This window comes from Gillisia sp. Hel1_33_143 (assembly GCF_900104765.1).
Classification (GTDB): Bacteria; Bacteroidota; Bacteroidia; order Flavobacteriales; family Flavobacteriaceae; genus Gillisia.
Genome location: NZ_LT629737.1, coordinates 1 through 22,232, shown reverse-complemented (window position 1 = coordinate 22,232; position 22,232 = coordinate 1). Strand labels below are relative to the sequence as shown.

General features: G+C 37.1%; 18 protein-coding genes, 5 tRNA genes and 2 rRNA genes. 12 read left to right on the top strand and 13 right to left on the bottom strand.

Features of this window, described 5'->3' with window-relative positions; genetic code table 11:
• Nucleotides 1–157: 157 nt before the first annotated feature.
• The 3 genes from BLT84_RS00125 to BLT84_RS00115 all read right to left on the bottom strand — a co-directional run bounded on the left by BLT84_RS00125 (nucleotide 158) and on the right by BLT84_RS00115 (nucleotide 519).
• Nucleotides 158–241: transfer RNA gene (locus BLT84_RS00125), tRNA-Leu, on the bottom strand.
• 91 nt (nucleotides 242–332) lie between these two features.
• A tRNA-Lys gene (locus tag BLT84_RS00120) sits at nucleotides 333–405 on the bottom strand.
• A gap of 41 nt (nucleotides 406–446) precedes the next feature.
• Nucleotides 447–519, bottom strand: a tRNA-Lys gene (locus tag BLT84_RS00115).
• 121 nt (nucleotides 520–640) lie between these two features.
• On the opposite strand from BLT84_RS00115, the gene BLT84_RS00110 reads away from it, so the two are divergent.
• Entirely contained in the window at nucleotides 641–1,162 is a 522-nt protein-coding gene (locus BLT84_RS00110) for a shikimate kinase (RefSeq protein ID WP_091262037.1), read from the top strand.
• On the opposite strand, the gene BLT84_RS00105 is transcribed toward BLT84_RS00110, so the two are convergent.
• Genes BLT84_RS00105 through BLT84_RS00095 form a run of 3 tightly spaced genes read right to left on the bottom strand, consistent with a single transcriptional unit; the run spans nucleotide 1,154 to nucleotide 2,632 of the window.
• Nucleotides 1,154–1,654, bottom strand: coding sequence for a phosphoribosyltransferase family protein (locus tag BLT84_RS00105; protein WP_034889157.1), 501 nt, complete (start codon nucleotides 1,652–1,654; stop codon nucleotides 1,154–1,156). The two genes, BLT84_RS00110 and BLT84_RS00105, sit on opposite strands and share 9 nt — an antisense overlap.
• A 4-nt stretch (nucleotides 1,655–1,658) precedes the next feature.
• Complete coding sequence (locus tag BLT84_RS00100) at nucleotides 1,659–2,240, bottom strand: SAM-dependent methyltransferase (protein WP_091262035.1); 582 nt, start codon at nucleotides 2,238–2,240, stop codon at nucleotides 1,659–1,661.
• Nucleotides 2,237–2,632 carry an RNA-binding S4 domain-containing protein gene (locus tag BLT84_RS00095; protein WP_034889161.1) on the bottom strand — a complete coding sequence of 132 codons (396 nt, stop codon included), beginning with the start codon at nucleotides 2,630–2,632 and terminating at the stop codon, nucleotides 2,237–2,239. The genes BLT84_RS00100 and BLT84_RS00095 overlap by 4 nt, the downstream gene beginning before the upstream one ends.
• Before the next feature lie 75 nt (nucleotides 2,633–2,707).
• Between BLT84_RS00095 and BLT84_RS00090 the strand changes: the two genes are divergently transcribed.
• On the top strand, nucleotides 2,708–3,613 hold the full coding sequence (locus BLT84_RS00090) for an FKBP-type peptidyl-prolyl cis-trans isomerase (protein ID WP_231556175.1): 906 nt from the start codon (nucleotides 2,708–2,710) through the stop codon (nucleotides 3,611–3,613).
• 79 nt (nucleotides 3,614–3,692) lie between these two features.
• Here the strand turns inward: BLT84_RS00090 and BLT84_RS00085 are convergent, their stop codons facing one another.
• From BLT84_RS00085 to BLT84_RS00075, 3 genes are all read right to left on the bottom strand, one after another.
• A complete protein-coding gene (locus BLT84_RS00085; protein ID WP_034889165.1) occupies nucleotides 3,693–4,289 on the bottom strand; it encodes a PorT family protein in 597 nt (198 codons plus the stop codon).
• A gap of 122 nt (nucleotides 4,290–4,411) precedes the next feature.
• Nucleotides 4,412–5,365, bottom strand: a complete 954-nt coding sequence (locus tag BLT84_RS00080; RefSeq protein ID WP_091262033.1) for a transketolase family protein — start codon at nucleotides 5,363–5,365, stop codon at nucleotides 4,412–4,414.
• 65 nt (nucleotides 5,366–5,430) lie between these two features.
• The gene (locus BLT84_RS00075; protein ID WP_091262031.1) at nucleotides 5,431–6,276 is read right to left on the bottom strand and encodes a transketolase; all 846 of its coding nucleotides are present in this window, start codon (nucleotides 6,274–6,276) and stop codon (nucleotides 5,431–5,433) included.
• Nucleotides 6,277–6,446: 170 nt separating this feature from the next.
• Here BLT84_RS00075 and tgt point away from each other — a divergent pair, with 170 nt between their 5' ends.
• The 6 genes from tgt (at nucleotide 6,447) to BLT84_RS00045 (ending at nucleotide 13,633) form a co-directional block, all read left to right on the top strand.
• Nucleotides 6,447–7,577: a tRNA guanosine(34) transglycosylase Tgt gene (tgt, locus tag BLT84_RS00070; protein ID WP_034889171.1), complete on the top strand. Its 1,131-nt coding sequence runs from the start codon at nucleotides 6,447–6,449 to the stop codon at nucleotides 7,575–7,577.
• Nucleotide 7,578: 1 nt separating this feature from the next.
• Entirely contained in the window at nucleotides 7,579–8,655 is a 1,077-nt protein-coding gene (locus tag BLT84_RS00065) for an LptF/LptG family permease (RefSeq protein WP_091262029.1), read from the top strand.
• Nucleotides 8,642–9,553 carry a DMT family transporter gene (locus BLT84_RS00060; protein WP_091262027.1) on the top strand — a complete coding sequence of 304 codons (912 nt, stop codon included), beginning with the start codon at nucleotides 8,642–8,644 and terminating at the stop codon, nucleotides 9,551–9,553. Before BLT84_RS00065 ends, BLT84_RS00060 begins: the two co-directional genes overlap by 14 nt.
• Before the next feature lie 60 nt (nucleotides 9,554–9,613).
• Nucleotides 9,614–10,567 (top strand): acetyl-CoA carboxylase carboxyltransferase subunit alpha, encoded by a 954-nt coding sequence (locus BLT84_RS00055; RefSeq protein WP_091262026.1) that lies wholly within the window; start codon nucleotides 9,614–9,616, stop codon nucleotides 10,565–10,567.
• Nucleotides 10,568–10,734: 167 nt separating this feature from the next.
• Nucleotides 10,735–12,291 carry a replicative DNA helicase gene (gene dnaB / locus BLT84_RS00050; protein WP_034889179.1) on the top strand — a complete coding sequence of 519 codons (1,557 nt, stop codon included), beginning with the start codon at nucleotides 10,735–10,737 and terminating at the stop codon, nucleotides 12,289–12,291.
• Nucleotides 12,292–12,391: 100 nt separating this feature from the next.
• Entirely contained in the window at nucleotides 12,392–13,633 is a 1,242-nt protein-coding gene (locus BLT84_RS00045) for an asparagine synthetase B (protein WP_231929523.1), read from the top strand.
• A gap of 75 nt (nucleotides 13,634–13,708) precedes the next feature.
• On the opposite strand, the gene rplT is transcribed toward BLT84_RS00045, so the two are convergent.
• The 4 genes from rplT to thrS all read right to left on the bottom strand — a co-directional run bounded on the left by rplT (nucleotide 13,709) and on the right by thrS (nucleotide 16,921).
• Nucleotides 13,709–14,053 carry a 50S ribosomal protein L20 gene (rplT, locus tag BLT84_RS00040; RefSeq protein WP_034889181.1) on the bottom strand — a complete coding sequence of 115 codons (345 nt, stop codon included), beginning with the start codon at nucleotides 14,051–14,053 and terminating at the stop codon, nucleotides 13,709–13,711.
• Nucleotides 14,054–14,167: 114 nt separating this feature from the next.
• A complete protein-coding gene (rpmI, locus tag BLT84_RS00035) occupies nucleotides 14,168–14,365 on the bottom strand; it encodes a 50S ribosomal protein L35 (protein WP_034889182.1) in 198 nt (65 codons plus the stop codon).
• 35 nt (nucleotides 14,366–14,400) lie between these two features.
• Nucleotides 14,401–14,916 (bottom strand): translation initiation factor IF-3, encoded by a 516-nt coding sequence (infC, locus tag BLT84_RS00030; protein ID WP_262489664.1) that lies wholly within the window; start codon nucleotides 14,914–14,916, stop codon nucleotides 14,401–14,403.
• A gap of 58 nt (nucleotides 14,917–14,974) precedes the next feature.
• Nucleotides 14,975–16,921: a threonine--tRNA ligase gene (gene thrS, locus BLT84_RS00025; protein WP_091262023.1), complete on the bottom strand. Its 1,947-nt coding sequence runs from the start codon at nucleotides 16,919–16,921 to the stop codon at nucleotides 14,975–14,977.
• Between the two features lie 1,053 nt (nucleotides 16,922–17,974).
• Here thrS and BLT84_RS00020 point away from each other — a divergent pair.
• From BLT84_RS00020 to BLT84_RS00005, 4 genes are all read left to right on the top strand, one after another.
• Nucleotides 17,975–19,494, top strand: a 16S ribosomal RNA gene (locus BLT84_RS00020).
• Nucleotides 19,495–19,628: 134 nt separating this feature from the next.
• Nucleotides 19,629–19,702 (top strand) — tRNA-Ile (locus BLT84_RS00015).
• 110 nt (nucleotides 19,703–19,812) lie between these two features.
• Nucleotides 19,813–19,886, top strand: a tRNA-Ala gene (locus tag BLT84_RS00010).
• A 247-nt stretch (nucleotides 19,887–20,133) separates the two neighbouring features.
• Nucleotides 20,134–22,232 (top strand): 23S ribosomal RNA (locus BLT84_RS00005).
• Together the 16S and 23S rRNA genes with 2 tRNA genes alongside form the textbook arrangement of a ribosomal RNA operon.

Sequence of the window (22,232 nt, the reverse complement as noted above, 5' to 3'; positions counted from 1 at the left end):
AAATGTTAATAGAAAATATAGAGATACTTTGTGAAGTTTATAGCATTCGAAGTGCAATAGATCTAATAGTTGAACATGTTAAAAATAGAGTATTACAAATACGATAAAGTAAAAGCGAAAGAAAGATATGAAATAAATGTGGAGTGAAGTTTATTTGTACCCGGAGCGGGACTTGAACCCGCACGCCCTAATGAACACATGGCCCTCAACCATGCCTGTCTACCAATTCCAGCACCCGGGCAAATGCGCTATTAGAAAAAGATTTTCTAAAGGGCAATTTAATTTCAAAATAAATACTTTAAAAGTTCTTAAAGTATGGAACGTAAAAATAGTGATCTGGCTGGGGCTCGAACCCAGGACCCTCTCCTTAAAAGGGAGATGCTCTACCAACTGAGCTACCAAATCTAAAATGTTAATGAGCGTTGAGGATAACCTCTAATTCTTAGTGATCTGGCTGGGGCTCGAACCCAGGACCCTCTCCTTAAAAGGGAGATGCTCTACCAACTGAGCTACCAAATCTTGCTTCACATTATTTTGCGATTGCGGGTGCAAATATACTATGATTTATTTATTTTTCAAGAGGAAATTGATATAAATTTGCAAATGTTTTTAAAAAAATTCTAAACACCTCAAAATCAGTATGAAAATTTTTCTCTCAGGTTACATGGGATCGGGTAAATCTCTAATTGCAGACTATATTTCTCAAAAAATGAGATTACCACTTGTAGATCTGGATGATCAAATAACGTTAATAGAAGAACTAACAGTTTCTGAGATCTTTGCTACCAAAGGGGAGCTATATTTTAGAAAATTAGAAACTAAGGTGCTGGAAGATGTTTTAGAAGAACCTATAGATATGATAGTTGCACTAGGAGGAGGAACTCCTTGTTATGGTATAAATATGGATCTCATTAAAAGCCATACTGAAGCTAATCTTGTTTATCTTAAAGCATCTGTAGACTTTTTAACTAATAGGTTATTTCAGGAAAAGGAAACTAGACCAGTTATTAGTCATTTAGCAACTAAGGATCTTCTCGAAGATTTTATACGAAAACATCTCTTTGAACGCAGCTATTATTACAACCAAGCAGATATTGTGGTAAATGTGGAAAATAGAAAAGCAGATGAAATTGGATATGAAATTATTCAGAAGTTAAAGTAGCTCCACCTTGTCTTTGCCTTTGGAGAAATGTACCTGTACAGTCTCATTCATAGAAGTTGATAAAGAAATTCCTTTAAAATCTGCTTTCACAGGAAATTTTTTGTGACTTCTATCTACAAGCACTACGGTTTTAAACTGTTTTAAGGGAACTTCCAAAAAGTGTTTAACACCGTAGATCAAGGTAGCTCCAGAGTTTAGAACATCATCTATCAATACCACAGATTTATCTTTGTAAGAAGATGGAGGGAGGGAGGTTTCTATGGCATTTAAAGGATTTTTCTTGTCTATTCTAACCTCACATAACTCTATCGTAATATCTGAGATTTCTTCTAGCACCGTCTTTAAGCGTTGTGTAAACTGATATCCGCTCTTAGAGATTCCTGCCAATATTAAATGAGATTCATCTACATTACTTTCATAGATCTGATACGCAATGCGCTTTATCTTATGCTTTATTTGTTCGTTGTTCAAAATGATGGTAGATGCCGGCATATGATTAATTTTTTATGAATATAAAGAACAATTCTTTTCCTTTTCTCGGAGCTATAGAATTATAGCTAGAGGCTAAGATCTTAATTTTAAAGAACGGACTAAAATAAGTTAAATATTCTAGTTTACTACCTCCAAAAGGAGGACCTTCCTTTTCAAATTCTGTGTCAAATAAAAGCCCACACAATTTTCCTTGCGACTCTAATAACTCAGCCATTTTAATTGCATAATCTCCTCTCCTATTGGGTGGTAGCGCGCAGAAGAAAGTTTGTTCGAGTATTAGGCCAAAATTGTTCTGAAGCTCAAAAAAATCACCTTGAATAAGATGTGACTTTGGGAATGTTGGATTTCGTTGAAGCAAATTGTGCAAAGGTTCTAAAGCTAGATCTATTACATAGACATTCTTAAAACCTTGAAGATGTAAATATTCTGCTTCATAAGAATTGCCACCACCAGGAATAAGGATCTTTAAATTCTTATTTTCTAGTTGATCTATGTATGCTTTTAGAGGTGGAGAAACTTTTCCTAGATCCCAGCCTGTAGTATAATTTTGATATCTAGAACTCCAATATTCTTTGTCTAATCTCATTCTTTCGCTTCTTTGGTTTCTTCATCTGGATCTTCAAACCAATCATCTATATCTCTACGATCTTTTTTGGTAGGTCTACCGGTTCCTCTTTTTCTATAATAGTCTTTAGAATACTTTAAAAGCTCTAATTTTTCGAATTCTTCTTTAGGAGTAATATCATTAACATAAAGATTTGCAATCTTAGCTCCAACTCTACTGGTGGGAATGTCTAATACTTCTATTTGATAATCGATCTGATTTTTTCTAACCTGAATCTTATCAGTAGGATATACCTCTCTAGAAGCTTTTACATTATCTCCTAAGATCTTTACTTTCCCTTGTCTGCAAGCTTGGGTGGCAAGACTTCTTGTTTTGAAATACCGCACACACCATAAATATTTATCAACTCTCATATTTGGTTCTTAAAACTGTGTAAATCTTAAGCAAAAATACAAGATTATTGTATCTTGCCGCCTTAAATTGAGCTAATGATGAAATTGAACAAATTGTTTTTTATTACCGTGCTAGCTAGCACAATGTTTATAAGTTGCAACAAAGATGATGATGAAACCTCCATTACACCTCCAAGAGATCGTGGAGAACAAGCTATTGAAGATGATGAAGCGCTAGTTTCTTATTTAAAGACACATTTCTATAATTATGAAGAATTTGAGTCTCCTGCAGCAGACTTTGATTATACAGTTCGATTTGATACAATTGCTGGATCTAATGCTGAAAAGATCTCCATTTTTGAATCTGATCTTTTATCTACCAAAACTATTACCAGAGATGAAGTAGATTACAATCTATATGTTTTGAAGGTGAGAGAAGGGGAAGGGATGCAACCTAAATTTGCAGATTCTACGTTTGTTACTTACTCCGGGAAACTTTTAACAGGAACTACATTTGATAATACGCTTACTCCTGTTTGGTTTGACCTTACACAATTAATAGATGGTTTTACTCAGGGTATTGTTGAATTTAAATCTGCTTCAGGATACGAGGTAAAAGAAGATAATTCTGTAGTATTTAATAATGATTATGGAATAGGTTCTATTTTCTTACCTTCTGGATTAGGATATTTTGCTTCAACTCAACCTCTAATTCCTTCCTATAGTCCAATAATATTTAATGTGAACCTCTTTATCGCTAATGAGGCAGATCATGATAATGATGGAATTCCAAGTTATATGGAAGATCTAAATGGAGATGAGATTATCACTAATGATGATACCGATGAGGATGGTGCGCCAAATTACGCAGATACAGATGATGATGGTGATGGAACTCCAACAAAAGAAGAAATAACATTCAATATAGATGGTTCTATAATCTTTACAGATAAGAATAGCGATGGGATCCCAGATTATCTAGATCCTGAAACGTATTTCTAGAAAATAAAATATACTAGTAATTAATAACAAAAAAATCCGCAACCTTGGTTGCGGATTTTTTTGTTATTAAAATATAGCCTTAATTAAAAGTATAGGTTAGGCCGAAGATCCATTGTGACGGTCTGGAGTCAATTTTAAAGTTCCTGTCTGCAGCCATATTACCAAAAGCATTGTTCTCATTAAATGCCCCTTCATAGCGTACATCAAAGCCTAATCTTCCAAGATCTAATCCGGCACCCAATTGATATCCTAAAGTAATTTCATTATCAACGTCTGAAATTTCGAAATCTGAGTTCTCAAGATCATTATTCAATACATATTGAAAAGAAGGTCCTGCTTTAATATTTATTGGTCCGAAAACGTTCAAGCCTAAAAGTATAGGTGCATCTATTTTATTCATTCTATAATCGAATGTTTTATATTCTGTCTTTAAAGAAGTGTATACTAATTCCGGTTGAAGAAATATTCCAAGAAATTCAAACTTTGCAAAAGCACCTAAATGATATCCTGTGCTTTCTTTTCCGTTTTCTACGGTAGAAACATCTCCTGCAACTTGAGAAAAGTTTTCGTAATCTCCGGTAGCACCATAATTTAGACCACCTTTAATTCCATAAGAAGTTTGAGCCATTGCCACTCCTCCGAAAGTAAGGCATGCTAGTAAAAATAATTTTTTCATAAGTTTTAATTTAAGATGAGATGGGTATAACGCAGTAAATGTGCCAATTATTTTCACACAAAATTGAAAAACCCTTCAAGCGTTGACGTTGAAGGGTTTAAAATAATATATAAAGAAGAATATTACTTTCTTTTGATCACTTTTTGAGTAGCTTTTACGATTGCTTCAGCATTTAATCCATATTTCTCCATTAATTGCTCCGGAGTTCCACTCTCACCAAAAGTATCCATGGTAGCTACATATTCTTGAGGTGTAGGTGCATTTAAAGATAATGTACGAGCTACGCTTTCTCCAAGACCACCTAGTATATTGTGTTCTTCGGCAGTTACCACACATCCGGTTTTCTTAGCAGATTTTATAATGGCTTCTTCATCCAAAGGTTTAATAGTGTGAATATTTATTACCTCTGCACTAATTCCTTTAGCTTCCAATTCTTGCGCTGCTTCTAAAGCTTCCCACACCAGGTGACCTGTAGCTATTATAGTAACATCTGTTCCTTCGGTAAGTTGTACAGCTTTTCCTATTTCAAAGTTTTGATCTTCTGGAGTAAAATTGGCAACTTTTGGTCTTCCAAATCTTAAATATACCGGGCCATCCAATTCAGCAATAGCCATAGTAGCTGCTTTAGTCTGATTATAGTCACACGTATTTATAACGGTCATTCCAGGTAACATCTTCATTAATCCTAGATCTTCTAATATCTGGTGAGTTGCTCCATCTTCACCTAAAGTTAGGCCAGCATGAGATGCACAAATTTTTACGTTTTTACCGGAGTAAGCAACACTTTGGCGAATTTGGTCATAAACTCTACCGGTAGAAAAGTTAGCAAAGGTTCCCGTAAATGGTATTTTACCACCAATGGTCATTCCTGCAGCCATTCCTATCATATTAGCTTCTGCAATTCCAACTTGGAAAAATCTTTCAGGATTTTCTGCTTTAAATTCGTCCATCTTTAAAGAGCCGGTAAGATCGGCACAAAGAGCAACTACATTTTCATTAGTTCTACCTAATTCAGCCAAACCTGCTCCAAAACCTGAACGTGTATCTTTATTTCCTGTATTTGTATATTTTTTCATTCTAATGTCTTTTTCTGAGATTCAAGATCTTATCAATAGCTATTAATGATAAGTATTGAAGTCTATTAATAATCTCCTAAGGCTTCAGGGTTTTGAGATAATGCTTCTGCAAGTTGCTCATCATTTGGAGCAACACCATGCCATTTATGAGTATGCATCATAAAATCTACACCGTTACCCATAATTGTATGTAACAAGATACAAACAGGCTTACCATTTCCCGTTAGTTCTTTCGCTTTCTTTAAACCTTCATTGATCTTTGTAATATCATTTCCTTCTTTCACCTCTAGAACTTCCCATCCAAAAGCTTCAAACTTAGCTTTGATGTTCCCCATTGGTAGTACCTGATCTGTTGCTCCATCTATTTGCTGGCCGTTAACATCTATGGTAGATATAATATTATCTATCTTGTTTCCGGCAGCATACATAATTGCTTCCCAATTCTGACCTTCTTGCAATTCACCATCACCATGAAGTGTGTAAATTAAGTGATCATCATTATTCAATTTTTTAGTTTCTGCAGCTCCAAGTGCTACACTCATTCCTTGGCCAAGAGATCCAGAGGCAATTCTAATACCTGGAAGCCCTTCATGTGTAGTTGGGTGTCCTTGTAAGCGAGAGTTAATAAGTCTAAAAGTATTTAATTCTTCTACAGGAAAAAATCCACTTCTAGCCAGCACGCTGTAAAACACTGGAGAAATATGACCGTTAGATAAAAAGAAAAGGTCTTCTCCAATTCCATCCATCTTAAAATCTGTGCTATAATCCATCACTTCTTGATAAAGAGCTGTAAAGAATTCTGCGCAGCCTAAAGATCCTCCCGGATGCCCAGAATTTACTTTGTGTACCTGTCTTACAATGTCTCTTCTAACCTGAGAAACAAAATCTTCTAATTGTTGTGTGTTCGGCATTGTTGTGTTGTTATTTTTAAGTGTTGCAAAAATATGTTTTTAAATAGGAAGCTCAAAGTTAGAAATTAGCAGTTATCAACGATTTGAAGTATTTAACTAACATTTTTTAAATTCTACGTTCTGTGAAATGTAGATTAGTTAAGTATCTTTGCAGCTACTTAAATGAAACTATGAATTTTGAACTTTTAACTACCGATGTAGGTAGCAAAGCAAGAGCAGGAAAGATCACAACAGATCATGGAGTTATAGAAACTCCTATTTTTATGCCAGTGGGAACCGTTGGTACAGTAAAAGGAGTGCATCAAAGAGAATTAAAAGAAGAAATAAACCCTGATATAATCTTAGGAAATACCTATCATTTATATCTAAGGCCACAGGTTGAGATCTTAAAGAAAGCCGGTGGCTTGCATAAATTCATGAATTGGGATAGAAATATTCTTACCGATAGTGGTGGGTTTCAGGTTTATTCTCTTTCAGACAGAAGAAAGATCAAAGAAGAAGGCGTTAAGTTTAAATCTCATATAGATGGATCTTATCACACCTTTACTCCAGAGAATGTTATGGAGATCCAAAGAGCAATTGGAGCAGATATAATTATGGCTTTTGATGAGTGTACACCGTATCCTTGCGATTATAGATATGCCAAAAGATCTATGCATATGACGCATAGATGGTTAGATAGATGTATAAGTCATCTGGAAAAAACACCTTACTTATACGATTATTCTCAGGCCTTTTTTCCTATAGTTCAGGGAAGTACTTACAAAGATCTTAGAAAGCAATCTGCAGAATATATTGCATCTGTAGGGGCAGAAGGAAATGCAATTGGAGGATTGTCTGTAGGAGAGCCAGCAGAAGAAATGTATGCAATGACAGAAGTTGTTACAGAAATCCTTCCTGAAGATAAACCTCGTTATTTAATGGGCGTTGGAACCCCAATAAACATATTGGAGAATATTGCACTTGGAATTGATATGTTTGATTGTGTAATGCCTACCAGAAATGCTAGAAACGGAATGCTATTCACAGCCCATGGTACCATCAATATTAAGAATAAGAAATGGGAAGATGACTTTTCTGCAATAGATGATATGAATATTACTTGGGTAGATACAGAATATACTAAAGCTTATTTAAGACACTTATTTAGTGTAAATGAATTATTAGGCAAGCAAATTGCTACCATTCATAATCTAGGGTTCTATCTTTGGTTGACACGTGAGGCAAGAAAGCATATCTTAGCTGGTGATTTTACAACCTGGAAGAATATGATGGTAAAGCAAATGGATAAGCGCTTATAATTTGAAAATACTAGACTGGTACATATTAAAACGTTATCTAGGTACTTTTACCATGATGCTATTAATGTTCATTCCTATTGGAATTACCATTAATCTTGCAGAAAAAATAGATAAGATCTTAGAGAATGAAGTTCCATTTATAGAGGTGGCTGCTTATTATTTAGATTTTACTGTTTATTTCGCAAACCTTTTATTTCCACTATTTCTATTTTTATCTGTAATTTGGTTTACTTCAAAATTAGCTAATAACACAGAGATCATTGCTTTCTTAAGTAGTGGAGTGTCTTATTGGAGATTTTTGAGACCTTATTTAATAGGAGCTTCCATTGTATGTGTAGGTGCACTTGTTTTAAGTATGTATTTGGCTCCTCAAGCTAGTAAGGGTTTTAACGAGTTTAAATATCAGTATTTGAAAAAAGGAGCTGAAGTGCAGGAAACCAATGATGTGTATAGGCAGATTAATGATTCTGAATATATTTATGCCAGTAACTTCCAGCCTAAAACTTATACTGCACGTAATTTCACCCTAGAGCATTTTGAAGGCAATAAGCTAAAATTTAAATTAAGTGCTTCTAAATTAGTCTTCAATACTGTAGACAGTACTTATACTCTTACAAATTTAGATAAGCGAATAATTGGTGAAAGAGAAGATGTTATTATTCATGAAAGAGTTTTGGATACGGTATTGCCCTTTGAGTTCGACCAGCTTACTCCTGTGAAATATATTGCTGAAACACTTACATATAACGAGCTGAATGATTTTATAGATCAAGAAAAGCGTCGTGGTTCAGCAAATATGAATAGATATTTAGTGGTAGCCTATAAAAGATGGAGCTTACCGGTATCTGCTTTTATATTAACGATCATTGCTGTAGCAGTATCGTCTGTAAAGAGAAGAGGAGGAATGGGGGTAAATTTGGCCTTAGGGATCACTCTTGCTTTTATATTTATATTTTTTGATAAGGTTTTTGGAACTATTGCAGAACAATCTACATTCTCGCCTTTAATAGGTGTTTGGTTTCCAAATTTCACATTTGGAATTCTAGCTATTTACTTGCTCTTTAATGCTAAACGATAAACTTAAAAGCTACCTCTTTTTTCACGTTATCGTGTTAATTTGGGGTTTTACTGCAGTTTTAGGCGCTTTAATATCGCTAGATGCTATTCCTCTGGTTTGGTATAGAATGTTATCTGCATGTGGCTTTATACTAATCTGGATCTTATGGAAGCGCAAAAGTCTTAAACTTCCTCCTAAGAAATTAAAACTTCTAATTATTGCGGGATTAGTAATAGCTCTTCATTGGTTAACATTTTTTGGTGCTATTAAGGAAGCCAATGTTTCAATAACATTAGCATTACTATCTACTGGTGCGTTCTTTACTTCTATCTTAGAACCAATATTCTATAAAAGAAAATTTGTTTGGTATGAGGTGTTCTTTGGATTGATAGTTATGCTTGGGCTGTATATAATATTTAATGTAGAAACCGAGCATTATTTAGGAATTGTCCTCGCCTTAATTTCTGCATTTCTATCGGCAGTTTTTACGCTTATGAACGGAAAGCTTGTAAAACATGCGGCTCCATCGGTTATTTCATTCTATGAGTTGCTTACGGGAGCTGTAGCTATTTCAATATACCTAATCATTAAAACGTGGATTACTGGTGGTGAAAGTGGTTTCAATTCAGAATTCTTCAATCTTCAATCTTCAGATTGGCTCTATTTATTCATCCTGTCCTCAATTTGTACAGCGTTTGCCTTTATAGCTGCTGTGGCTGTAATGAAGCATCTTAGTCCATATACCGTAATGCTAACTACAAATTTAGAACCTGTCTATGGCATCATTTTAGCATTTCTAATATTCGGAAATAAGGAGCAAATGCATCCACAATTCTACTACGGCACCCTAATAATCCTTTCTACCGTAGTACTTAACGGATATCTTAAAACAAAAAGAAAAATTAATAAGCCTTCTTAGGAATTCTTCCTTTCAAAGTTTGTTATATTTGTAGGCTAATTAAAAACACCATAACTTCATATGGAATATTTGGATTTTGAATTACCCATTAAAGAGTTAGAAGAACAATACAAGAAAGCTTGTAACATAGGTTCAGAAAGCAATGTAGATGTAACAGCTACTTGTAAACAGATAGAGAAGAAATTGGTAGCTACCAAAAAAGAAATCTATAAGAATCTTACAGCATGGCAACGTGTACAACTTTCAAGACACCCTAACAGACCTTATACTTTAGATTATATTAAAGCTATTTGTGGAGATACCTTTTTGGAGCTTCATGGAGATCGTACTGTAAAAGATGATAAGGCCATGATTGGTGGTCTTGGAAAGATTGGAGATCAAAGTTTTATGTTGGTAGGTCAACAAAAAGGTTTTAACACCAAGACAAGACAATATAGAAATTTTGGAATGGCGAATCCGGAAGGATATCGCAAAGCGCTAAGGTTGATGAAATCTGCAGAGAAATTTGGAGTTCCTGTAGTGACATTCGTGGATACTCCTGGAGCATTTCCTGGTTTAGAAGCAGAAGAACGCGGACAAGGTGAGGCTATTGCTAGAAATATTTTAGAAATGACTCGCTTAAAAGTGCCAATCATTGTTGTTATTATTGGCGAAGGTGCTAGTGGTGGAGCTTTAGGGATTGGAGTAGGAGATAAGGTAATGATGCTAGAGAATACATGGTACTCTGTAATATCTCCAGAATCATGTTCTTCTATCTTATGGAGAAGCTGGGAATACAAGGAAATTGCGGCAGATGCTTTAAAACTAACCGCTACAGATATGAAAAAACAAAAGTTGATTGATGACATCATAAAAGAACCTCTTGGCGGTGCACATAGCAATCGTGAAGAAACTTTTGAAACGGTCAAAGCTTCAATTTTATCTGCTTACGATGAGTTCAAAAACTTATCATCAGCAGAATTGGTAAATAAGCGTATGGATAAATACTCAAATATGGGAGTGTTTAAAGATTAACATACCTAGTATAAAGACGTTAAGAAAATATCCGGAGTTTTACTTCGGATTTTTTTGGCCTTATTAACAAAAAACATAAGTTATTAACAGGTAAATTGTTCATTACCGGTTAATTAACTTACGAGGTAATCGTTAAGATTGCTTTAACATTTTTTTACATTCGTACTATGGAAAAAGCCACCGCCCCAAAAAATATAAAATATAACTCTGGAAATGTTATTAATTTAGAACGCGGGAAAATTCCGCCGCAAGCTGTTGATTTAGAGGAAGTTGTACTAGGTGCAATGATGATCGATAAAAAAGGTGTCGATGAAATTATCGATATCTTACACTCAGATGTGTTCTATAAAACTGCCCATAAGCATATCTATGATGCTATCTATAAGCTATTTGAAAATACAGAGGCAATAGACTTATTAACAGTATCTAATCAATTAAGAAAAGAAGGTCTGTTAGAAAAGGTTGGTGGAGAATATTATCTTATTCAACTTACTCAAAAAGTAGCGTCCTCAGCCCATATAGAATTTCATGCTCGTATCATTCTTCAGAAATATATTCAAAGAAGTCTAATTAAGATCTCTAGTGAAATAATTGAAGAATCTTATGATGAAGCTACAGATGTATTTGATCTTTTAGATTCAGCAGAAACAAAACTTTATGAAGTTACGCAGGGGAATATAAAGCGTTCTACAGAAACAGCTCATAGCTTGGTTATTCAGGCTAAGAACAGAATTCAGGAGATTTCTAACAAGGAAGGATTAAGTGGAGTTCCTTCTGGATTTGATAAATTAGATAAATTAACTTCAGGATGGCAACCTAGTGATTTAGTAATTATTGCAGCTCGTCCTGGTATGGGTAAAACAGCACTTACTCTCTCTATGGCGAGAAATATGGCTGTTGGTCATAACATACCTGTGGCATTTTTCTCTTTGGAGATGTCTGCCGTACAGCTTATAACCCGTCTTATTTCATCAGAAACAGGATTATCTTCTGAAAAATTAAGAACAGGAAACCTCGAAACTCATGAATGGGAACAATTGAATGTGAAGGTTAAAGATCTTGAAAAAGCTCCATTATTTATAGATGATACTCCATCCTTATCAATTTTTGACCTTAGAGCTAAAGCAAGGCGACTTTCCTCACAGTTTGGGATTAAAATGGTAGTTGTAGATTACCTCCAATTAATGACGGCGGGAAGTGCGAGCAAAGGAGGAAATCGTGAACAGGAAATATCTACTATTTCTCGTAACTTGAAGGCACTAGCAAAAGAATTAAGTATACCTGTGATAGCACTTTCTCAGCTATCGCGTGCTGTAGAAACTAGAGGTGGAAGCAAAAGACCATTATTAAGTGATTTGAGGGAATCTGGTGCAATTGAGCAGGATGCAGATATTGTATCATTTATTTATAGGCCAGAATATTATAAAATAGATGAGTGGGATGATGAAGAGCGCTCTCCTACTGCAGGGCAGGGAGAATTCATTGTCGCTAAACACCGTAATGGTGGTTTAGAAAACATTCGTTTGAAATTTGTTGGACATTTAGGTAAATTCGATAACTTAGATGACTTTGACTCTCCTTTTGAATTTCATTCTAAAATGAACGACGGTGAAGGGGAAGATGCATTTAGAACTCCCGGTTTACCAAGTCCAAGTGCAGATGAAGCTTTTGGAAGCTCAATGAATAATGATTTTAATGATGACGATAGCGACGTACCTTTTTAATTATACTAAAAATCTGATTAAAATATTTGAAGAAATTAATTCTAGCGTTGAATCTTCAGAGATAAATAAATTTAAAAATAGCATTAGAACCTTGGTTTTGATGCTCTTTTTATTTGTTATAAGCCTACCTGTCCATAGCTCATCTTTGATAATCCCTATGGATGCAGATAGCCAAACCAATCACCTCAAAGCTTATGGAATTACATATTTTGCCCTTCAAAATAAGCTAAGAGTGCAATGGCTCCTAAATTACAGAGGAGGCTCCTTTCTAATCTCAGATACAGAAGAATTACAGAAGGAATGTAAAATTAGAGGCGTCTCCTATGAAGAATTAAGCGATGCAAAAACTATTGCCTTATTGGAAGAGATATCAAGTCCTTCCAAAAATATGGAGGCTGTAATTCTAGAGAAAGCACCTAAAATTGCCGTATATGCACCCTCAGGAAATAAACCATGGGATGATGCTGTAACTATGGTCTTGTCTTATGCAGAAATTCCATATGAAACTATTTATGATGAGGAGGTGTTAAGTGATGTTTTGCTTTTATATGATTGGTTGCATTTGCATCATGAAGATTTTACAGGTCAATATGGAAAATTTTATCGAAATTATAGAACTACACCCTGGTATATAAAAGAGAAAAAAGAGGCCGAAGCTTTAGCTTTAAATTTAGGATATAAAAAGGTTTCTCAGGAAAAACTGGCAGTAGCTTTAAAAATTAGAAATTATGTTGTAGGTGGTGGTTTTATGTTTGCAATGTGTAGTGCTACAGATAGTTTTGACATTACCTTAGCAGCAGAAGGCTTAGATATAGTAGAGCCAATGTTTGACGGGGATGCTAGCGATGCAGGGTATCAATCTAAGATAGATTTTAATGCAACCTTTGCTTTTACAAATTTTCTTTTAGAGAGAGATCCTATGAAGTACGAGTTCTCATCTATAGATATGACGGAGAAGAGATCTGTATCTGTAGAAACAGATTATTTTACATTGATGGATTTTTCTGCTAAATGGGATCCCATTCCAGCCATGTTGAATCAAAATCATACGGCACTGGTTAAAGGTTTTATGGGACAGACCACAGCCTTTGATCCTGAATTTTTAAAATCTAAGATTTTAGTATTAGGAGAAAATAAAATAAATGGAGAGGCAAGGTATATTCATGGAATCAAAGGAAAAGGATTTTTTACTTTTTATGGGGGTCATGATCCGGAAGATTATCAGCATAGGGTAGGAGATCCTAAAACAGAATTATCACTGCATCCTAATTCACCGGGTTATAGGTTAATTCTAAACAATATTCTCTTTCCAGCAGCTAAGAAGAAAAAAATCAAGACTTAGATTCTTGATAATAAAAAAAAAGTCTCACTAATTAGAGTGAGACTTTTTTAATAAGAACGTTAATCTGTATATAATTTATTTTACTTTGTCTACTAAAGCTTTAAACGCTTCTGGCTGATTCATAGCTAAATCTGCAAGAACTTTTCTGTTCAAACCGATACTGTTAGCTTTCATTCCACCCATAAATTGAGAATAAGACATTCCATGTAATCTGGCTGCAGCGTTAATACGCATAATCCATAATGAACGGAAATTTCTCTTCTTAACCTTACGGTCTCTGTAAGCATAAAGCATTGCTTTATCAACCGCGTTTTTAGCTACAGTCCAAACGTTTTTACGACGTCCAAAGTAACCTTTTGCTTGCTTTAAAACCTTTTTTCTTCTGGCTCTTTTAGCAACTGAATTTACTGATCTTGGCATATTTTAAATTGTTTTTGTAGTAGGCGGTTTTTCAACACTTCTAAAAGATGTATTTAAATTCTCTTAGCCTATCTCCAGGGTTTTTAAATTGATTAAACCATCAAGTGGTTCAACTTATTTTAATCTAAGTTGAAGTTTGATATTACTTTTATCTGCATCATGTACTAATGTACTATGAGTTAAAGCTAATTTACGTTTTTTAGACTTCTTTGTTAAGATGTGACTTTTAAACGCGTGCTTTCTTTTTATTTTACCAGTACCGGTAAGCTTAAAACGCTTTTTGGCACTAGATTTAGTCTTCATTTTAGGCATGCTCTTATAATTTTATAATTAACGTTCTTATTTTCTTATTTAGATTTCTTAGGAGAAAGGAACATAGTCATACGTTTGCCTTCCAATTTAGGCATCTGTTCTACCTTCCCTAATTCTTCAAGATCTTGTGCCAATCTTAATAACAAAATTTGTCCTTGATCTTTAAATACAATAGAACGTCCTTTAAAGAATACAAATGCCTTTAACTTGGCACCATCCTTTAAGAATTTCTCTGCATTTTTTTTCTTGAACTCGTAATCATGATCATCTGTTTGAGGTCCAAAACGAATCTCTTTAACAACCACCTTACTGGCTTTTGCTTTTAAAACTTTCTCTCTTTTCTTCTGCTCATATAGAAATTTCTTGTAGTCCATTACTTTGGCTACAGGCGGTTTGGCATTAGGAGAAATTTCTACTAAATCCAAACCTTGCTCTTCAGAAATCTCTAAAGCTTTTCTAATAGGATAAACGCCCATTTCAACGTTTTCACCCACAAGACGAACTTCATCTGAGCGAATTTTACCGTTAATACGGTGCTGGTCTTCTTTAATTTCTCTAAGCGGTCGCTTCGATCTTTTTCTACGTATTGCTATGGCTATATAATTTTAATTAAACTTTAAACGTTTTTAGCGTTTTCTTTATTTCGTTGTTTACTAATTCTGCGAAGTCTTCTATAGACATTGTTCCAATGTCACCTTCTCCGTGTTTACGTACAGAAACCGTACCATCCTTCTCTTCCTGCTCCCCAACAATTAACATATAAGGGATCTTACTCATCTCGGCATCACGAATCTTCTTACCAATGGTGTCATTTCTATGATTAGCCAAGGCGCGAATTTCGTCATTTTCTAACAAACTTAAAACTTTTTGTGAGTATTTTTCATATTTCTCACTGAGAGAGAGAATAATAGCTTGTTCTGGCATTAACCATAGAGGAAAATTTCCTCCTGTATTTTCAAGCAATACAGCAATGAAGCGCTCCATGCTGCCAAAAGGGGCACGGTGAATCATTACAGGTCTGTGAGTTTCATTGTCACTCCCTTTATAAGTAAGATCGAATCTTTCAGGTAAATTGTAGTCTACCTGGATAGTTCCTAACTGCCAACTTCTTCCTAAAGCATCTTTAACCATGAAATCTAATTTCGGACCATAAAAAGCAGCTTCCCCTTTTTCAATGACATAGTTCAGACCTTTTTCTTTCGCTGCTGAAATTATGGCAGATTCTGCCTTTTCCCAGACATCATCACTACCAATATATTTCTCCTTATTGTCAGGGTCTCTTAAAGATACCTGAGCTGTAAAATCTTTAAAGCCTAAAGAATCGAATACATATAAAGTAAGATCTATCACTTTTTTAAATTCAGAATCTAGCTGATCTGGAGTACAGAAAATATGAGCATCATCTTGAGTAAAGCCACGAACTCTTGTTAATCCATGTAGTTCTCCACTTTGTTCATATCTATAAACCGTACCAAATTCTGCAAATCTCTTCGGAAGATCTCTATAACTCCACGGTGAAGAATTATATATTTCACAATGGTGTGGGCAGTTCATAGGTTTCAATAAAAATTCTTCCCCCTCGTTTGGAGTGTGAATTGGCTGAAAGCTATCTGCTCCATATTTAGCATAATGTCCGGAAGTAACATAAAGTTCTTTTTGTCCAATATGCGGAGTTACTACCATTTCATAGCCGGCGGTCTTCTGCGCTTTCTTTAAAAAGTTTTCTAAACGCTCTCTAAGTGCAGCTCCTTTAGGTAACCATAATGGTAAACCTTGTCCTACCTTTTGTGAAAAAGTAAAAAGTTCTAATTCCTTTCCTAATTTTCTATGATCTCTTTTCTTAGCCTCTTCAAGTAATTCAAGGTATTCCTTTAGATCTTTCTGTTTAGGGAAAGAGGTTCCGTAAACCCTAGTAAGTTGTGGCTTGTTTTCATCCCCTCTCCAGTAAGCGCCGGCAACACTCATTAATTTTACTGCTTTAATTATTCCTGTATTTGGAATATGGCCACCTCTACATAAATCTGTAAAGGTATCATGGTCACAAAAAGTAATAGTTCCATCTTCCAGGTTTTCTATTAATTCTACCTTAAAAGGATTCTCCTGATCTTTATAATAAGACAAAGCTTCTTCTTTAGAAACAGAGCGCATTGAGAAATCATGTTTTCCTCTTGCAATTTCCAACATCTTATCCTCGATCTTTTTAAAGTCGTTCTCAGATATCTTTTGCTCACCAAAATCTACATCATAATAAAATCCATTTTCAATAGCTGGTCCTATAGTAAGCTTAGATCCAGGGTATAGAGCTTCAATAGCTTGAGCCATTACATGAGAGGTAGAATGCCAAAAAGCTTTTTTACCTTCCTTGTCATTCCATGTGTATAAAGTAAGGCTTCCGTCGCTAGTAAGTGGAGTAGTAGTTTCAATCACGGTATCATCGTATTTGGCAGAAATTACATTTCTGGCAAATCCTTCACTTATACTTTTGGCAACGTCCATAGGAGTAGCGCCACTTTCAAATTCTTTAATAGTGCCATCCGGCAAGCTTATCTTTATCATTTCCTCTAATATTATATAGCAAAGATAATAGGATAAATGCGGTTGCACAATATACCTATGTATATATTCCTTTTTTCTTGGGTGTTGCCGGTGGAAAGACACCGGCCGGGCTATTCGCTCTATCTTTTGGTATCTCTTATCTTATTTTTTAATCAAGAATGCAGTGAATAGTCATAGAGTATATGGTAATTACACGGCAGGGAACCAAAAGGATGTCACTGCTATCCCTAACACAAATTGTAATATCTTTTTTAGTGTATATATAATAAGGTAACTGGTGTGCTATTAAAAGTGTTCCTTTGAAAAAAATATAAATTCTAATCTTTAAAGAATCAATAGTTTATAAACTATTTTTGTTTTGGATTGGACAAAACTGGATAAATAACTTGCAGGTTTATTTATCCTGACTATATTTGCACCCGCTTAGGAGGAAACGAGAGGCGAAAGTTCTTTAAAATATTTTGTAATTGATTTGTTTGATTGTAGAAAAAGATTGTATTTTTATAACCCATTTTTTATTATTGGCTTTAAAAAAAACATTCGAAATATTTTTCAAATAAGTTTGCTGGTTAGAGAAAAAGAGTTGTACATTTGCATCCGCTTTGAGAATGACATGAAGGTGTTGTTTGAGGAGTAAGAAAGTTCTTTACTAGTGTGGGTTGCGGCGGTTTTTACTTCTTACTAAGGGGTCAAAAAAAACTTCAAAAAACTTTAAAATAAAGTTTGGAAGTTAAAGAAAAAGCGTTGTATATTTGCAGCCGCTTACACAGCGGATACGATCACTACAAAATACTGAATTGAAATCCCGGGATAGGGTAGTAAAAAAAGAAGGTTCAACTCCTTTAATTTCACAATGAGCTCTTCGTTAAGAGGAGATCAACTAAGTTCATTGATATATTGAATTGACAGCGCGTTTCAAATGTTGTTCGCAAGAATGGCAGAAGAAACCAAAAGAATACGAATCAAGACTAGAATAGAATTTTGAGCTGTTATTATCTTTTCGGAGATAGTAATAGAAGAAGACCTTGTAATTGTTATATTATTTAAAGATTAACGATGAAGAGTTTGATCCTGGCTCAGGATGAACGCTAGCGGCAGGCTTAACACATGCAAGTCGAGGGGTAACGGGGTGCTTGCACCGCCGACGACCGGCGCACGGGTGCGTAACGCGTATACAACCTACCTTATAGAGGGGAATAGCCCAGAGAAATTTGGATTAATGCCCCATAGTATTATCGATTAGCATTAATTGATGATTAAACATTTATGGCTATAAGATGGGTATGCGTTCTATTAGCTAGATGGTAAGGTAACGGCTTACCATGGCTACGATAGATAGGGGTCCTGAGAGGGAGATCCCCCACACTGGTACTGAGACACGGACCAGACTCCTACGGGAGGCAGCAGTGAGGAATATTGGACAATGGGCGAGAGCCTGATCCAGCCATGCCGCGTGCAGGAAGACGGCCCTATGGGTTGTAAACTGCTTTTATACAGGAAGAAACACTCCCTTGCGAGGGAGCTTGACGGTACTGTACGAATAAGGATCGGCTAACTCCGTGCCAGCAGCCGCGGTAATACGGAGGATCCAAGCGTTATCCGGAATCATTGGGTTTAAAGGGTCCGTAGGCGGGACAATCAGTCAGCGGTGAAAGTCTGTGGCTCAACCATAGAATTGCCATTGATACTGTTGTTCTTGAATACTTATGAAGTGGTTGGAATATGTAGTGTAGCGGTGAAATGCATAGATATTACATAGAACACCGATTGCGAAGGCAGATCACTAATAATTTATTGACGCTGATGGACGAAAGCGTGGGTAGCGAACAGGATTAGATACCCTGGTAGTCCACGCCGTAAACGATGGTTACTAGCTGTTCGGTCGCAAGACTGAGTGGCTAAGCGAAAGTGATAAGTAACCCACCTGGGGAGTACGTTCGCAAGAATGAAACTCAAAGGAATTGACGGGGGCCCGCACAAGCGGTGGAGCATGTGGTTTAATTCGATGATACGCGAGGAACCTTACCAGGGCTTAAATGTAGATTGACAGGGGTGGAAACACCTTTTCCTTCGGGCAATTTACAAGGTGCTGCATGGTTGTCGTCAGCTCGTGCCGTGAGGTGTCAGGTTAAGTCCTATAACGAGCGCAACCCCTGTTGTTAGTTGCCAGCGAGTCAAGTCGGGAACTCTAACAAGACTGCCAGTGCAAACTGTGAGGAAGGTGGGGATGACGTCAAATCATCACGGCCCTTACGTCCTGGGCCACACACGTGCTACAATGGTAGGGACAGAGAGCAGCCACTGCGCAAGCAGGAGCGAATCTATAAACCCTATCTCAGTTCGGATCGGAGTCTGCAACTCGACTCCGTGAAGCTGGAATCGCTAGTAATCGCATATCAGCCATGATGCGGTGAATACGTTCCCGGGCCTTGTACACACCGCCCGTCAAGCCATGGAAGCTGGAAGCACCTGAAGTCCGTCACCGTAAGGAGCGGCCTAGGGTGAAGCTGGTAACTGGGGCTAAGTCGTAACAAGGTAGCCGTACCGGAAGGTGCGGCTGGAACACCTCCTTTCTAGAGTATTGCTTATTAAAGAGCAATCGCAGTTACAAAGCAGATCTCTTAAGATTTTGTTTTTGTCTTGATTCCTGTCAATTTAATTATTAAAGAATAAAGGGAGACCTTGAGAAATGTCTCTTAAATTAGACAGTCTCATAGCTCAGCTGGTTAGAGCGCTACACTGATAATGTAGAGGTCGGCAGTTCGAGTCTGCCTGAGACTACTTTTTATAGCGAGAGTTATAAAAGATGTTCATTAAAATTATAGGAAATTTTAGAAGTTGAGAATTCTAATCATTTTAATTCTGAATTCATAGTTCTGAATTTCGAAAATGGGGGATTAGCTCAGCTGGCTAGAGCGCCTGCCTTGCACGCAGGAGGTCATCGGTTCGACTCCGATATTCTCCACTATTCCTAGATCTTTTAGGTATAGGTAATTCAAACAACCAGGATACACTAGTATACTTCGTTTGGTTATCATCGAAAAGAGGTCGTTTAAGGGAAAAACGTTCATTGACATATTGGGAAATAAAGAATACGAGAAACATTAGGTGCTTACAAGTTAATTGTAAGTGCAAAAGAATAAATAATAATCGTTGTTATTAGAACTGCTGCACGGCGTTTTAATAATAACAGAGTAAATTAGGTAAAAGCACATAAGCTAAATAAGGGCGTATGGGGAATGCCTAGGCTCTCAGAGGCGATGAAGGACGTGATAAGCTGCGAAAAGCTGCGGGGATTGGCACACACAAATTGATCCGCAGATATCCGAATGGGGCAACCCAGTACATTGAAGATGTATTATCCGCAAGGAGGCGAACCCGGGGAACTGAAACATCTAAGTACCCGGAGGAGAAGAAAACAATAGTGATTGCGCAAGTAGCGGCGAGCGAACGCGCATTAGCCCAAACCAATGAGTTTACGGACTTATTGGGGTTGTAGGACCACGATATTTGATGCGTAATGAATTAGAACACTTTGGAAAGAGTGACCATAGAGGGTGATAGTCCCGTATAGGTAAAGAGCGTTATTGATAGTGGTATCCTGAGTAGTGCGGGGCACGAGAAACCCTGTATGAATTTGGCGGGACCATCCGCTAAGGCTAAATACTCCTGAGAGACCGATAGTGAACCAGTACCGTGAGGAAAGGTGAAAAGAACCGTGAATAACGGAGTGAAATAGATCCTGAAACCATACGCTTACAAGCGGTCGGAGCCTTTAGGGGTGACGGCGTGCCTTTTGCATAATGAGCCTACGAGTTACCGTTGCCAGCAAGGTTAAGCCTTTAAGAGGTGGAGCCGTAGCGAAAGCGAGTCTTAATAGGGCGCTGTAGTTGTAGTGGTAGACGCGAAACCGTGTGATCTACCCTTGGGCAGGTTGAAGCTGTGGTAACACATAGTGGAGGACCGAACCCGTTGACGTTGAAAAGTCTTGGGATGACCTGAGGGTAGGGGTGAAAGGCCAATCAAACTCGGAAATAGCTCGTACTCCCCGAAATGCATTTAGGTGCAGCGATAATTTAGTTTTATAGAGGTAGAGCTACTGATTGGATGCGGGGGCTTCACCGCCTACCAATTCCTGACAAACTCCGAATGCTATAAAATGATTTTTATCAGTGAGGGCATGGGTGCTAAGGTCCATGTCCGAGAGGGAAAGAACCCAGACCATCAGCTAAGGTCCCCAAATGTATATTAAGTTGAAAAAACGCGGTTGAACTGCCCAGACAGCTAGGATGTTGGCTGGAAGCAGCCATTCATTTAAAGAGTGCGTAACAGCTCACTAGTCGAGCGGTTCGGCATGGGATAATAATCGGGCATAAATATACTACCGAAGCTATGGATTTACAGATTACTGTAAGTGGTAGGGGAGCATTCTAATAGGGTTGAAGGTGTACTGCGAGGTATGCTGGACTAATTAGAAAAGAAAATGTAGGCATAAGTAACGATTAATGCGGGCGAGAAACCCGCACACCGAAAGACTAAGGTTTCCTCAGCTATGCTAATCAGCTGAGGGTTTAGTCGGACCTAACGCGACCCGAATGGGTTAGTGGATGGACAACAGATTAATTTCTGTACCTGCCCCACGTTAAACGTGACGGAGGCGAAAAGTTAGTGCGTACTGACGGAATAGTACGTTGAAGCCAGTGGTAACACGGCAATAGTACACAAAAGCTTCGGCCGGCGTGATAATCTAGCAAATCGACTTCCAAGAAAAGCAAGTGGTGGCAGCCCGTACCGTAAACCGACACAGGTAGTTGGGATGAGAATTCTAAGGTGCTCGAGAGATTCATGGTTAAGGAACTAGGCAAAATCGACCCGTAACTTCGGGAGAAGGGTCGCCCATCTTCGGATGGGCCGCAGTGAAGAGGTCCAGGCGACTGTTTATCAAAAACACAGGGCTCTGCTAAATCGAAAGATGACGTATAGGGCCTGACACCTGCCCGGTGCTGGAAGGTTAAGAGGAGATGTTAGCTTCGGCGACGCATTGAATTGAAGCCCCAGTAAACGGCGGCCGTAACTATAACGGTCCTAAGGTAGCGAAATTCCTTGTCGGGTAAGTTCCGACCTGCACGAATGGTGCAACGATCTGGACACTGTCTCAACCATGAGCTCGGTGAAATTGTAGTATCGGTGAAGATGCCGATTACCCGCTGTGGGACGAAAAGACCCCGTGCACCTTTACTATAGCTTAGTATTGACTTTGGACAAGTGATGTGTAGGATAGGTGGGAGACGTTGAAGCTGCATCGCTAGGT

Bases quoted from the DNA above. Each gene is read 5' to 3' on its own strand.
- BLT84_RS00075 (WP_091262031.1), bottom strand. From the start codon at position 6,276: ATGCCGAACACACAACAATTAGAAGATTTTGTTTCTCAGGTTAGAAGA.
- BLT84_RS00060 (WP_091262027.1), top strand. From the start codon at position 8,642: ATGCTAAACGATAAACTTAAAAGCTACCTCTTTTTTCACGTTATCGTG.
- dnaB (WP_034889179.1), top strand. From the start codon at position 10,735: ATGGAAAAAGCCACCGCCCCAAAAAATATAAAATATAACTCTGGAAAT.
- tgt (WP_034889171.1), top strand. From the start codon at position 6,447: ATGAATTTTGAACTTTTAACTACCGATGTAGGTAGCAAAGCAAGAGCA.
- BLT84_RS00085 (WP_034889165.1), bottom strand. From the start codon at position 4,289: ATGAAAAAATTATTTTTACTAGCATGCCTTACTTTCGGAGGAGTGGCA.
- rplT (WP_034889181.1), bottom strand. From the start codon at position 14,053: ATGCCAAGATCAGTAAATTCAGTTGCTAAAAGAGCCAGAAGAAAAAAG.
- BLT84_RS00080 (WP_091262033.1), bottom strand. From the start codon at position 5,365: ATGAAAAAATATACAAATACAGGAAATAAAGATACACGTTCAGGTTTT.
- BLT84_RS00110 (WP_091262037.1), top strand. From the start codon at position 641: ATGAAAATTTTTCTCTCAGGTTACATGGGATCGGGTAAATCTCTAATT.
- BLT84_RS00095 (WP_034889161.1), bottom strand. From the start codon at position 2,632: ATGAGAGTTGATAAATATTTATGGTGTGTGCGGTATTTCAAAACAAGA.
- BLT84_RS00100 (WP_091262035.1), bottom strand. From the start codon at position 2,240: ATGAGATTAGACAAAGAATATTGGAGTTCTAGATATCAAAATTATACT.
- BLT84_RS00055 (WP_091262026.1), top strand. From the start codon at position 9,614: ATGGAATATTTGGATTTTGAATTACCCATTAAAGAGTTAGAAGAACAA.
- rpmI (WP_034889182.1), bottom strand. From the start codon at position 14,365: ATGCCTAAAATGAAGACTAAATCTAGTGCCAAAAAGCGTTTTAAGCTT.
- BLT84_RS00090 (WP_231556175.1), top strand. From the start codon at position 2,708: ATGATGAAATTGAACAAATTGTTTTTTATTACCGTGCTAGCTAGCACA.
- BLT84_RS00105 (WP_034889157.1), bottom strand. From the start codon at position 1,654: ATGCCGGCATCTACCATCATTTTGAACAACGAACAAATAAAGCATAAG.
- thrS (WP_091262023.1), bottom strand. From the start codon at position 16,921: ATGATAAAGATAAGCTTGCCGGATGGCACTATTAAAGAATTTGAAAGT.
- BLT84_RS00045 (WP_231929523.1), top strand. From the start codon at position 12,392: ATGCTCTTTTTATTTGTTATAAGCCTACCTGTCCATAGCTCATCTTTG.